This is a genomic window from Sabulibacter ruber (assembly GCF_017355955.1).
Taxonomy (GTDB): Bacteria; Bacteroidota; Bacteroidia; order Cytophagales; family Hymenobacteraceae; genus Nibribacter; species Nibribacter ruber_A.
Genome location: NZ_JAFFID010000001.1, coordinates 1,495,901 through 1,508,720, shown reverse-complemented (window position 1 = coordinate 1,508,720; position 12,820 = coordinate 1,495,901). Strand labels below are relative to the sequence as shown.

Sequence of the window (12,820 nt, the reverse complement as noted above, 5' to 3'; positions counted from 1 at the left end):
ACCTGAATTTGTTACTGAAAATGAAAAGCCTAAAAATAGTACCTCTTGCTCTTTTAGTGGCGTGCAGCTTTGGCGTGGTTTCCTCCTGTACCGAGGGCTTTGAGGAAATGAACGTGAACCCCAACCAGAGTGCGAGTGCCCTGCCCGAGAACCTCTTGGCGCCCACCATTACTGATCTGGTAAACCGTAACATGGACCGCGCCATGCGCCTCACCAATGAGCTCATGCAGGTACACGTGACTTTGGTAAACTCAGACGAAATCCACCGCTACGTAATTCAACCCTCTGAGGCAGATTATATGTGGAACAACTGGTTTACCCAGTTAACCAACATCCGGGACATCTACAAAGGCGGGGAGGAAACCGGAAACAAAACCTTCATGGGGATCTCCCTCATTCTGGATGCCTGGGTGACCTCTCTTCTGACCGATACTTTTGGCGATGTGCCCTACACTGAGGCCATCCAGGGAAAGTCTGGCCAGTACATGCCTAAGTTTGACAAGCAGGAAGCTATTTACACTGACTTGTTCCGGAAACTGGATTCTGCCAACGTCTACCTGAAAGCCAATACCGATCTGACCGCCGGGCAAGCCGAGAAAGATCCATTGTTTGCCGGGAAAGCCGCCCTGTGGCGCAAGTTCGGGAACTCTATGTACCTGCGTCTGCTCCTTCGGGTATCAGGTAAAAACGATCCTATTGTGGGCGGGAAAACCGCGGCGGAGAAAATCAGGGAGATGGTGCAGGACAATCCGGGTGAATTTCCTATCATGGCCGCCAACGAAGAGTCAGCGATCCTGAAGTTTACAGGCACGGTTCCTTATCAATCTACTTTCCATAACTGGCGGGCCTATGATTTCAACGGTTCTTCATCCCTGAGCCAGTTCTTCGTGAACAACCTGGTCCAGTGGAACGATCCACGCCTGCCGCTGTGGGCCACCACCTATGAGGGGATGTACTCTGGGGTGCCAAGCGGCTATCCGGTAACCAGCGTACCCGAAGGCCAATCCAGGTACCAGGCCGCACTGGCCAGAGAACCCAAACTGGGGAATATCCTCAACTACGCCGAGGTACAGTTTATTCTGGCAGAGGCGGCCATCAGAGGGTTTATCTCCGGCGATGCCAAAACCTATTACGAGAAAGGGGTAACCAGCGGCCTCACCCTGTGGGGAACAACAGTGCCTGCCAATTACCTGAACGGGCCGGATGTGAAATGGGATGACAGCTATGCCTTCGAGACCAAACTGGAGCAGATCCACCTGCAGAAATACTACACCCTGTTCTTCACCGATTTCCAGCAGTGGTTTGAATACCGCAGAACCGGCCACCCTATTTTACCCAAAGGCCCCGGGCTCCAGAATGGCGGTAACATGCCTGCCCGTCTGAACTACCCCATGTACGTGCAATCCCTGAACCAGCAGAACTACCAGGCTGCCGTGGCCGACCAGGGACCAGACAACATCAATACCAAAGTGTGGTGGCAACAATAACCGCAGGTTCAACTCTAGAAAACAAGATCAAAAAGGAAATCATGAAGAATAAGATAGTTAGCCTCTTCAGTTTGCTATGCGCCCTGGTTTTCACCGGGTGTCTGGAGGAAGATGTGAATAATGCCATTGGCACGCCAAGCCCCATCATCTCCATTGAAGATGTGCGCTCGTTTCACAAAGGCTCAGATGTAGCCTTAGGCCCCGACCAGTTGATGGGTGCGCGGCAAATCCTGGGTGTGGTTATCTCTGATGCCGCTGGCCAGAACGTACCGGGCGGCGCCTCTAATCTGGTGATCCAGAACCACCGCAGAGGGCAGCTTAGGGGAATCACCCTGAATGTAGACGGTGGCAACACCGCCTCTTACAAGATTGGAGATTCTGTGGTGGTGAATGTGACAGGCACTACGCTTACCCGGCGCAACGGTATTCTGCAGATTGTAGGCGTAAAACCCACCGCCATTACCAAAGTCTCTGAAAACGCGAAGGTGCACCTGCGGGAGGTAACCATGGAAGAACTGGTGAACAAGCCTCAGAATTACGAAGGCACCTTGGTGCGCCTGGCGGCCGGCAATGTGTCTCCGGTCCCGACTTCCAATGCCACTTTCAGCGGAGACAAAACCTTAGCTGGCGGTAACGGGAAATCCATGGTATTACACACTGAACCTACCGCAGCTTTCGCCAACCAACGGGTGTACGCCAGCGCCACTTACACCGGAATCCCTGTACTGGTGAACAACGGCGAGCCGGTGGTTCAGTTCTGGGTGCGTACTATAAATGACGTAAAAGACCCTAGTGGTCCTATCTACGCCGGCTTCCCAGAGGGTTTTGAGGCCGTGCCGCAGACCGCCAAGGGTAGCTACAACATGACCGCCATTGACAATAACATCACGGTAGGTACCGGCTCCTGGAAGCTGCTGCAAGCCATTCTGGGGAACACCGCTGGCCGTGACCGCTTCACCGGTCAGCACGGCATCAGGATGCAGCAGCAATTGACCACCGATGCCCTTGTGCAGATGAACTTTGACGTGCCCAACGGTGCCTCCAAAGTAACCATGCTCTACGGCTCTTATTACAATGATGCCTCCAGCACCTGGCGCTTAGAATATTCCCAGGACCAGGGAACCACCTGGACTCAGGTTGGGCCTACCGTTACCGATGCCAGCAGCACTGAGAAAACGGCCGTGTTCCTGATGGACATCTCGGGCCCGGTTCGGTTCAGGATTGTGAAAGTGGGCTTAGGAGCTACCACCCCAACGGTTCAGAACGGCCGCTTGTGCTTTGATGACATTGCCGTGTACCAGAACTAAATTAGAACCAACAGATTAGCCCGTGCTTGTCTTATATGCGGTTAATCTGATTTATATGGAATAGTGATTGTGTTTTAGGGCTATTTTCCTGAAAATAGCCCTAAAACACACCTGTTAAAGAGCTTTCTTAAAGGTGTGGCAATCATCAGCAAACCAACCCTTACTATGAAATCATTTCTGTATCGCCTTGGTGCTTGTGTAAGCGTAAGCTTGATTTTAGGCTCCTCTGCTATGGCACAAACCAACTTCACCCTGACCAACTTCACTTATACCGCCAACAAACCTGTGGTAGGTAAAATTGTGCCTGTAACTACCGGTGCTGCCATGCCCAAAGTGAAACTGGTAGGCGAAAGTGCCAGGACGTTTGAACTGGTCAAAGACAACACCTTAAAACTGAAGAAGACGGCCATCAGCAATCCCCAAGCTTTTTGGCAGGAGGTAGTGGTGGAAACCAATAGCGGGCAGCGCGATACCTTCCGGATTGTCAGAGACGAATTCATCACCAACCGGGTGGTGGCCCACCGCGGCGCCTGGAAGAACACCGGGGCTACGGAGAATTCCATCGGTGCCTTACAGCACGCCATCAGACTGGGCTGCGCGGGCAGCGAGTTTGACGTGCACATGTCTTCAGACTCGGTGTTGTTTGTGCACCATGACCATGATGTGAACGGCACCCATATTGAGAAAACCCCGGCCGCTGAACTGGCCAAACTGAAGTTGCCTAACGGTGAGTACCTGCCCACGCTGGAGGCGTATCTGCAAGCCGGATTAAACCAGAACAAAACCAAACTGATCCTAGAGATTAAACCCTCGGCCATCAGTAAGGAGCGGGGGCAGGCCCTGGCCCGGAAAGTGGTGGAAACGGTTCAGAAATACAAAGCGCAGGGCTGGGTAGACTACATCAGTTTTGATTATGACATCTGCCGGAAAGTGAAGGAACTGGAGCCCTCGGCCAAGGTGGCGTACCTCAACGGCGAGAAAGCTCCCGCTGAACTGGCCAAAGACAAAATGTACGGCTTCGATTACCACCAGAACGTGGTGAAGAAAAATCCGCAGTGTATAGAGGAGGCCCATGCCCTGAACCTCACCGTCAACGTCTGGACCGTGAACGCTCCGGAAATGATGGACTGGCTCCTGGAGCGCAAGGTAGATTTCATCACTACCAACGAACCCGAAATCCTGCTGGAGAAAGTAAGTAAACTGAGCTCCAAATAGCGGGCTACTCTTCGTGCTGCTTCCTGCTTGCTGGCTACCAAAAGCCACCATTCTGGTTCACCGTTGCCGTTTTACGGCTGTTTTGCCCAAAGAAGGCATAAAACGGCAACCTTCTGATTAAAAACTAAAGGTCTGTTTAAAGGCCCATTCCCCTAATCTTACATCTATCAAATTCTCACACATGTTTAGAAGAAAATTCCTCCAAAGCTTAGGCACCCTGGGGCTTGGTTTAACCCTGCCTGTGGGCGCTGTGCAGGCACAAGTCGTCAAAAAAGCCACCGACCAGAAAGTTGACCTGTCAGCGGTGGGCATCAAAGGCAAAGTGCAGGCGGGAGGCAAAGGAATTCCTGGCGTAGTGGTCACCGATGGCATCAACCTGGTCACCACGGATAAGTCCGGGCGGTACACCCTGGAAAGCAACGCCACTGCCCAGTTTGTGTATATCTCGGTGCCGCGTGGTTACGAGATTCCGCAGGAGAAAGGCGTGGCAAGATTCTACCAGCCCATTCCGGCCGGTAAGTCCAGCTTCACCGCCGATTTTGAGCTGCAGAAACTGGCGCAGGACGATACCAAGCACAACTTTGTGGTGTGGGCCGATCCGCAGATGATCAACAAGAAGGACGCCGAGGAACTAGTGAACGTATCGGCGCCGGATCTGAAGAAACTGGTGGACGGCTACGGCAAAGATACGCTGTTCCACGGCATCGGGTGCGGTGACCTGGTGTGGGACAAGTTTGAGTTGTTCGAGGATTATCAAAAAGCCATCGGGATCTCCGGTATTCCCTTTTTCCAGGTCATCGGGAACCACGACATGGACCTCTCCGCCCGCACCGATGACGGCTCCGGTGATACGTTCAAAAAGCTGTTCGGCCCCACCTATTATTCCTTTAATCGCGGCGAGGTGCACTACGTGGTGCTGGACGATGTCTTTTTCATCGGAACGGCCAAACGCTACATCGGGTACCTCACAGAGCGGCAATTGCAGTGGCTGGAGCAGGATTTAAGTTATGTGAAGCCGGGTAGCATGGTGGTGGTCTCGGTGCACATTCCGGTGAACAGCGGGGAGAAAAGACGCATGAAACTCAAAGACGAATCATTGGGTGGCGTGGTGTCTAACCGCAAGGAACTGTACCGGTTGCTGAAACCCTACAAAGCCCACATTATGTCGGGCCACACGCACATCTGCGAGAAAGTGATAGAGGGCGATATCATTGAACACACCCACGGAGCGGTGTGCGGCGCCTGGTGGACGGGCCCCATCTGCACCGATGGTTCTCCCAGCGGTTATGGGGTGTACGAGGTGAATGGCTCGGAGCTGAAATGGTACTACAAATCAGTGGGCCATGACCGCGACCACCAGTTCAGGATCTACCCCAAAGGCACCGTGAAAGACCGCCCCGAGGAAGTGGTGGTGAACGTCTGGAACTGGGACCCGGAGTGGAAAGTGACCTGGTTTGAAGACGGGGTGCGCAAAGGCGAGATGAAGCAGGAGATGGGCCTGGACCCGCTCTCAGTAGAACTGCACGCCGGCCCAAATCTGCCCGCCAAGCACAAGTTCGTGGACCCTACCATGACGGATCATTTGTTCTGGGCCAAACCCTCGGCGGGCGCCAAGCAAATCAAGATTGAAGTCACAGACCGCTTTGGGATGGTGTACACCCAATCACAGGCAGTATAGCGTTCCCTTTTCTCATGTGATGGGCTGTGGAAATCCTTAGGTTTCTGCAGCCCATTTTTTCGTGTGTATCCATTGGCACTAAGGCTTTTCTGTTTCTTAGTTGTTTTCACGAAAACAGGCCTAAAAGGAAGGGCTCTACTTGCGGGAAGCCTGATGCATTACGTTACATCCCTCGCTCGCCTCTGGCGAGTGTAAGTTATTTGGTGGCCTCTGGCCGCGTTGCGGGAATAGTAGTTTGTAACTTGTGCATAGCGGCGGGACGCCGCAACATAACTCACACTCGCCAGAGGCGAGCGAGGGTGTAATTAGTAACGCATAGTATAGGCAAATGAAATATTGTAGCTTCAGGCTAAGGCTGGTGCGATAGGCATACCTTAGCCTGATTTTGTTTCAGACCTGATTTTCTGATTTCGGGCGTAAAACAAGAAGAGCAGAAAAGGCTAGGTTAGGCGCGGCAAACCTTCTATTTTAGAGGAATTACCATTGCCAACCTTCATGACATCGCCTTTCCTTTCCCTCCGTAACGTGACGGTCCGCCACCTGAACCACATTATTTTCCGGGACCTTTCCTTTGAGGTGCAGAAAGGCCAGCACTGGGCCGTGGTGGGGGAGAGCGGCTCGGGGAAAACCAGTTTGCTGCAGGCCATTGCTGGAAAACTGAGCGCGGTGGGAGGAGAGGTGACGCACGAGTTCTACAAGGAATATGTGCAGGAGCATGCCGTTTCTGACCCCCTTTTTACATTTAAGGACTTAATCGGCGAAGTGGGCCAGCGGCATTCCTTCCGGAATTTCTCCACCAACAGTAGCAACTTCTACTATCAGCAGCGCTATCACGCCACCGATGTGGAGGATGCGCCCACCGTGGAAGATTACCTGAGTTCTACCCGTCCGTTGGAGGAGGTTAATGCCCACTGGACGTACGCGCAAGTGGTGGTGACTTTCTCCTTGCAGGAGTTGCTCCCAATGGAGCTGATCAAGTTATCCAACGGCGAAACCAAGCGGTTAATAATGGCGGCGGCCCTGCTCAAGAATCCTAAGCTATTGCTCCTGGATATGCCCCTCACCGGTCTGGACGTGGCTTCCCGCGCAAACTTCAACGGTCTGCTCTCCCAGATCATCGCTTCCGGCGTAACCGTGGTAATGGCGACCTCAGCGGAGGAAATCCCGCAGGCCATCACGCACGTGGCAGTATTGCATCAGGGCAAACTGGTGTCGGCCCAGCCTAGGGAAAGCTTTGACCAAAACAGCTTCCAACCTGATTCCCGCGGGAACATCGACCTGAACCTGCTGGCAGAGTTGCTTTCCTCTGAAAAGCCATCGGAGTTTGAGACCATTGTGGAATTAAGGGATGTGTCGGTGGAGTATTGCGGAAAAGCGGTGCTGCAGAAGGTGAACTGGAAGATACAGCAAGGCGAGCGCTGGGCGTTGTTGGGACCCAACGGGGCCGGAAAAACCACCTTGCTCAGTCTCCTAAATGGCGATAATCCTCAGGCATTTTCCAAAGACATCACCCTCTTTGACCGCAAGCGCGGCACCGGCGAAACTATCTGGGACATCAAAAAGAAGATCGGGTTTGTGTCGCCGGAGCTGTTTCAGTTTTTCCCGTACCAGCAGACTTGCCTGCAGGTGGTGGAATCTGGCCTTTATGATACCCTGGGCCTGTTCAAAAAAAGCGTGCCCGAGAATGCCGCCAAAGCTATGAAGTGGCTGGAGTTGCTAGGGATAGGGCAGGAGGCGCAAAAGAACCTTCGGCTGGAACCGGCTAGTACGCAACGGCTTTGCCTCTTGGCCCGGGCCCTCATCAAGAACCCGCCGCTGTTGATCCTGGACGAGCCCTGTCAGGGGATGGATGCCCAGCAGCAACAACGCTTCCAGCAGATCATGGAGGCTATCTGCGCCCACAGCAACACCACCCTCATCTACGTGACGCATTACCAGCAGGAAATCCCGAGTTGCGTGACCAAGGTGCTGAAACTGGAGCAGGGCCGGGTGCAGGAGAAAGCGTAGGTATCTGGCCGCAAAGCTGTATCTTGCCGTTTTGTAGCAACCATCTGATTACCCTTTCCGCGGAGATTCACCCATGAGGAAACATTACGGCCAAAACAAGTTTGCCCTGCTGCTCACCGGCGGAAGCTGGCTTTTGATGGTCCTCGTGGTGTGGCTGCTGCCCGTCTCGTTCAGCGGGTATCTGCAGGAAGATTGGGATACGCTCTTTTGGTATGCCTTATCGCAGACGGGCGGCGTGTACGGTACGCCGGTGCTGGGAGTGCTGTTATGCATTCTGGTGGCCCGACGACAGAAAGGCCTCAAACTGCGAGTACAGTCCTTTACGGTGGCTTTTCTGTTCCTGCTGCTCACTTTGGGCAGCATGGCCATGCTGAATGAGTACGTCATCAAACCTTTGGCGCAGGTGCCGCGTCCCAGCCATCAGTTTCTGCTGGGGAGCAAAGGGCAGGAGGCTTCTTTACTGGATACGTTTTACCTGCAAGATGCCGCCTCCCGCCGGGCGTATTTAGCCGAGTTTCTGAAAAAGAACCCCGAAAAGTACACCCAGATATCGCCGCTGGTGCTGGACCATTGGGTGAGCGAAGCCGGGTACTCGTTTCCTTCGGGCCATTCCCAGAATGCGTTCCTGTTGGGTTCTCTGCTGACCATGTGGCTGGGGCTTCAGTTGCCGCGCAAACGCCGGCCTTGGTTGGTGCTGCCGGTGCTGTGGGCCGTTTTGGTGTGCCTGTCACGAGTGGCGCTGGGCGTGCACTCAGAGCTGGATGTTTCCTTAGGGTCTGGCGTAGGCATGTTGCTGGCCTATTTGTTTTCTTTGTCGGGGATTTTGAGAAAAGCGTTCAGGGAAACCACGCACCCCCAGGATTTATCGTAACCGCATGAAAATTCTATACGGAGTACCCGGCGAGGGCATGGGCCACGCCACCAGAAGCAAGGTGATTATTACGTATCTATTGGCGCAGGGCCATGACGTGCAGGTAGTTTCCAGCGCGCGGGCCTTCCAGTTCCTGAACGAGGCGTTTCCGGGGCGGGTGCACGAGATCAAAGGCTTCCATATTGCCTATCGTAACGCCGCCGTGTCTACCGTGAATACCGCCATGCTCACGCTCCGCACCGCCCCAACCAACCTTAAGGTGAACTTCAATCGGTACCGCGAGCTGATGGAGAAGTTCCGCCCCGAGGTGGTGATCTCTGATTTTGAGTCGTTCAGTTATTTCTTCGCGAAGCACCACCGTTTGCCCGTCATCAGCATTGACAACATGCAGGTCATCAACCGCTGCCAGCTGGACATACCCGTGCTTCCTGAGTGGATAAGCAGTTTTCAGGTGGCCAAGAGTGTGGTGAAGGCGAAGGTGCCGCACTCGGCGCATTACCTGGTGGCCTCGTTCTTTGCTGCCACCCCGTGCAAGGAGAACACCACAGTAGTACCGCCCATTATCCGGGAGGCCATTCGACAGGCCAAAACCAGCGTGGGAAACCATGTGCTGGTGTACCAATCCAGCACGAACCAGAAGAACCTGGTGCAGGTGTTGCAGGCGCTTCCTCAGGAAACGTTCTACGTCTACGGCTTCAACAAAGACGAGCAGCACGGCAACGTGCACCTGAAGGCCTTCAGTGAGGAAGGCTTTATTAAGGATTTAGCTTCGGCGAAGGCAGTGGTAGCTAACGGCGGCTTCTCCTTGTTGAGCGAGGCCGTGTACCTGCACAAACCCATCTGCTCGGTGCCCATTCCTAAGCAGTTTGAGCAGTATCTGAACGCCGCCTACGTGGAGAAACTTGGCTACGGCCGCTACTTTCCGGATTTCACCCCAGACGGCCTCAAAGCTTTTCTCTACGACCTGCCCCGTTTTCAGCACGAACTCCAAAACTACAGGCAAAACGCAAATACGCTACTTTTTCAGGAGCTGGAGAAGGTGCTGGCCGAAGCGGTGGTGCCCTCGTCTTCCTTTTCCTGATCCGTTCAGGGTGATGAGAAAACCCTATCTCGCGCTTTCGCCCCAATAGATTTCAGCAGCGCCCGTAAGGATCTTTTAAATGAATATGAAATTTTATATATTTATTTGAAGATAGACCTTTGAGATAGTGGAACCGTAAACGCCATTGTATGAAAGCTGCGCCTGGTATTCTTTGCCTGTTTCTGCTAAGTTACCTGAGCAGCGCGCAGGATACGACAAGGGTGGCACGGAACTTTGGGCAGTTGGGCATCCTGTTTCCTGTCAATGCACAGGCTACAGTTGTCCTTGGAGGTTCTTTTGTGCGGGAAACCAGGAAAGATTTGGTTTGGGCGGCCCGGATCTATAGCTCAGAATACCATGAGACGGGCTATGGCCCCAGCACTGCCTGGTTTGGCAACAACCAACCCAAACACTACATTGATGAACTGAATTTTTCTGTTGGAAAGGTGAGGTATTTGACCAAAGACATCGGGTTTTCCCTCACCGGCGGTCCTTCTTATGTTCATTATGAAATGCCGATCAATATCAAGCGGGTAAGCAGTGGCGGATGGGGCGGCATCATCACCAGTACCACCTTTGAGCATGATGTCAGGAAGTACTATCTCCTGGGCCTGAGCGCACGTGGCGAAATGATTATCGGGCCCTGGAACTCGGTGGGTTTTACCGTTGGGGGGGAGTACCACTATAGCCGCAAGGTGCGTTGGGGCGGAATGTCCATCAACCTGATGCTCGGCCGATTTCGGCCTAAAAAACCAGAATAGCCTTTAATCCGGAAGAGCACTGCCCTTTGAGGCAGAGGCCCAGCCATTGGCTAACTCTCCTTGGCTTCCTCCAGGTGCACGTAATACCGGGTGATTTTATTCCACTGCAGATCCTGGAAACCGGCCCAGCCGCCTTCTGAGATCAGCGTGTTCAGCAAGCCCCGGCCACCCGATTGGTCGCCCTGGTTGTTGGGTTTCTCGTCTCGGCCAATCTCAAACCCGTAGATGGTATTTCCTTCGCGCAACACCCGGAACGTGCTGGTGGCTTCATCGGTGAAGAAGTGTTTTACCTCACCGTCTTCATCGGGTTGTTTCTGGGGTTCTGGTTTGGGGCAGGGGCGCACAATGAACTGGGCCGCATTCTCTTCCTCGGTGACTTCCACCACCATTACCCAGTTCTCAATGTTGGTAGCGGGCAGAATGATCTGCATGTAATCGCCTAACTGTACCCTGGACCGGGCGGTGGGGTGCCCTTGTTGATCATAGAGCTGAAAGGTGGAATTGATGCCTTCCAGGTGCGACCAGCGGTTCACGTCAAACAGTTTCTGCTTGGTGCGCACAAACTCGCGCTGGGCAGTGGCTTCGTCCGGAAAAGTATTCTCGTTCTGGAAGAACTTGTCTTTGGCATCCTGGCCTTTCAATACCTCCCACTCTTTCTTGATCTTATCTAGCAAATCGGTGATTCCCATGGCTTCGCTTTTTTGGTCCTGGTCAAAGCATTTCTTTCCTGCTGTGGTACGGACCTACGCTACTGGGGTTCCTGAGATGAGAGAAAACCACCTGATTTTAGCCTAATTCCTGAAAAAGAGGCCTGAAACAGCGGTAAAGAAGTTTCTGATTCCTCGTTTGAAGATGGCGAATCAGTGCGTTTATGGGAGTTTATCTCCATCATTTCAGCGAACGAGAGGCAGACGATACAGAACTGCCGCTCCTTCCTGTGCGGGAAAAGCCGGCAGAAACTCAGTCGGTTTTAGAGCTACTTTCCGGAAAACAGCCCTAAAACTGGATTACTTCACCGGTGAAACCTGCGCGATGCCATCCAGCACCGGCCTGATCTGGTTAGCCTGCTGCATCATCTGGTACAGCTGATCGGTGTCGCCGTTTAAGAGGTGCTTATGGAATTGCTGCAGGTGCTTGATGTACTCGGCCAGGGCGTGGCTCAGGAAATGGGCGTTCTGCTCAAAGATGGGTGCCCACATATCGGGGGAGCTTTTGGCCAGACGCACCGTGGAGGCGAAACCCGAACCGGCCAGCGTGAAGATGTTGCGTTCGTCTTTCTCCACGTCCAGCACAGTCAGGCCCAGCAGAAACGAGCTCACGTGCGAGAGGTGCGACACGTAGGCCACATGCTTGTCGTGCTCCTCGGGCTGCATGTAAATGGTTTTAAGCCCCAGCACAGAGAACAGTTCTTCGGCGGTAGAAAGGGCATGCTCAGAAGAAAGCTCTTTCTCGCAGATGATGTTCATTTTGCCCTGGTACAGTCCTTCTAGCGCGGCGGTGGGACCCGAGTACTCGGTACCGGCAATGGGGTGGGCGGCTACAAACTGGGAGCGGTTGCGGTGCGCGCGTACGGCCTCGCAGAGCAGGCTTTTGGTGGAGCCCAGGTCAATGACCACCGTTTGCGGCGGAACCATGTCCAACAGGGAAGGCAGCAGTTTCTGAATAGCCGATACCGGAATGGCCACCAGCATCACATCAGACACGGCAGCGGCTTCTGCCAGCGACAGAATGCGGTCTACAATGCCTAGTTCCAGGGCTTTGGTCGCGTTGTCGGGGTTTTGGTCCACGCCAATCAGTTCCTGCGCAAATCCTGCCTTTCTGATGTCTATAGCCGCCGAACCGCCAATTAGACCGGTTCCTATGATGGAGATGGTTTTCATGTATGTAAGCGTACTCTCAAGTAAAAGACGAAGGTACTATAACTTTTTTGATCGTCTTTCATGTAGGAGCGGCCTTTGCGGTGATGAAGACAGAAAGCTCCGGTTTCAAAGCTACTTTTCTGAAAAGAGCCCTGAAACCGGAGCTTTCCTCGGGAGCGGACGCACCGCCCTGCTAAATATCCACCATCAAGTCATTGTACTCGGGGTGGCGTTTCACATAGGCTTCCACCACGGGGCAGGAGGCAATGAACTTCAGTTGGTTGCCTTTCACATACTCCATGGCTGTTTTTACCAGTTCATCGGCCAGGCCCTGACCACGGTGGTCTTCGGGCACGTAGGTGTAGTCCAGATCCAGTTCCTCGTTGTCGGTGAGGGAGTAGGTGAGTTCGGCCTCTTCCTCGCCCAGGTCAATGTAGAACCTAAGATCGTCTTCGTCATGGATCACTTGCTGCTTGCTCATAGTTTTCTTGGTTAGAATATCCTATACGGCAGAAGCGAGTGGTACGCTAAAAATCCGTATTTTCTCCCGGGCT

General features: G+C 53.5%; 11 protein-coding genes. 8 read left to right on the top strand and 3 right to left on the bottom strand.

Annotated elements, in window-relative coordinates; genetic code table 11:
• The first annotated feature begins 20 nt into the window (after window positions 1-20).
• The 8 genes from JT719_RS06155 to JT719_RS06120 all read left to right on the top strand — a co-directional run bounded on the left by JT719_RS06155 (window position 21) and on the right by JT719_RS06120 (window position 10,407).
• Window positions 21-1,487: a SusD/RagB family nutrient-binding outer membrane lipoprotein gene (locus JT719_RS06155; protein ID WP_207431668.1), complete on the top strand. Its 1,467-nt coding sequence runs from the start codon at window positions 21-23 to the stop codon at window positions 1,485-1,487.
• Between the two features lie 41 nt (window positions 1,488-1,528).
• Complete coding sequence (locus tag JT719_RS06150; RefSeq protein ID WP_207431666.1) at window positions 1,529-2,794, top strand: DUF5689 domain-containing protein; 1,266 nt, start codon at window positions 1,529-1,531, stop codon at window positions 2,792-2,794.
• Window positions 2,795-3,025: 231 nt separating this feature from the next.
• Window positions 3,026-4,009 carry a glycerophosphodiester phosphodiesterase gene (locus JT719_RS06145; RefSeq protein WP_207431665.1) on the top strand — a complete coding sequence of 328 codons (984 nt, stop codon included), beginning with the start codon at window positions 3,026-3,028 and terminating at the stop codon, window positions 4,007-4,009.
• 181 nt (window positions 4,010-4,190) lie between these two features.
• Complete coding sequence (locus JT719_RS06140) at window positions 4,191-5,687, top strand: calcineurin-like phosphoesterase C-terminal domain-containing protein (protein WP_207431664.1); 1,497 nt, start codon at window positions 4,191-4,193, stop codon at window positions 5,685-5,687.
• 495 nt (window positions 5,688-6,182) lie between these two features.
• Window positions 6,183-7,694: an ATP-binding cassette domain-containing protein gene (locus tag JT719_RS06135; RefSeq protein WP_207431663.1), complete on the top strand. Its 1,512-nt coding sequence runs from the start codon at window positions 6,183-6,185 to the stop codon at window positions 7,692-7,694.
• A gap of 73 nt (window positions 7,695-7,767) precedes the next feature.
• A complete protein-coding gene (locus tag JT719_RS06130) occupies window positions 7,768-8,565 on the top strand; it encodes a phosphatase PAP2 family protein (RefSeq protein WP_207431661.1) in 798 nt (265 codons plus the stop codon).
• Window positions 8,566-8,569: 4 nt separating this feature from the next.
• Window positions 8,570-9,646, top strand: coding sequence for an MJ1255/VC2487 family glycosyltransferase (locus tag JT719_RS06125; RefSeq protein WP_207431660.1), 1,077 nt, complete (start codon window positions 8,570-8,572; stop codon window positions 9,644-9,646).
• Window positions 9,647-9,795: 149 nt separating this feature from the next.
• Window positions 9,796-10,407, top strand: coding sequence for a hypothetical protein (locus tag JT719_RS06120; RefSeq protein ID WP_207431659.1), 612 nt, complete (start codon window positions 9,796-9,798; stop codon window positions 10,405-10,407).
• A 50-nt stretch (window positions 10,408-10,457) separates the two neighbouring features.
• Here the strand turns inward: JT719_RS06120 and JT719_RS06115 are convergent, their stop codons facing one another.
• From JT719_RS06115 to JT719_RS06105, 3 genes are all read right to left on the bottom strand, one after another.
• Complete coding sequence (locus tag JT719_RS06115) at window positions 10,458-11,096, bottom strand: hypothetical protein (RefSeq protein WP_207431657.1); 639 nt, start codon at window positions 11,094-11,096, stop codon at window positions 10,458-10,460.
• 318 nt (window positions 11,097-11,414) lie between these two features.
• Window positions 11,415-12,287 carry a prephenate dehydrogenase gene (locus tag JT719_RS06110; protein ID WP_207431655.1) on the bottom strand — a complete coding sequence of 291 codons (873 nt, stop codon included), beginning with the start codon at window positions 12,285-12,287 and terminating at the stop codon, window positions 11,415-11,417.
• A gap of 172 nt (window positions 12,288-12,459) precedes the next feature.
• The gene (locus JT719_RS06105) at window positions 12,460-12,747 is read right to left on the bottom strand and encodes a GNAT family N-acetyltransferase (protein WP_207431654.1); all 288 of its coding nucleotides are present in this window, start codon (window positions 12,745-12,747) and stop codon (window positions 12,460-12,462) included.
• Window positions 12,748-12,820: the final 73 nt, after the last annotated feature.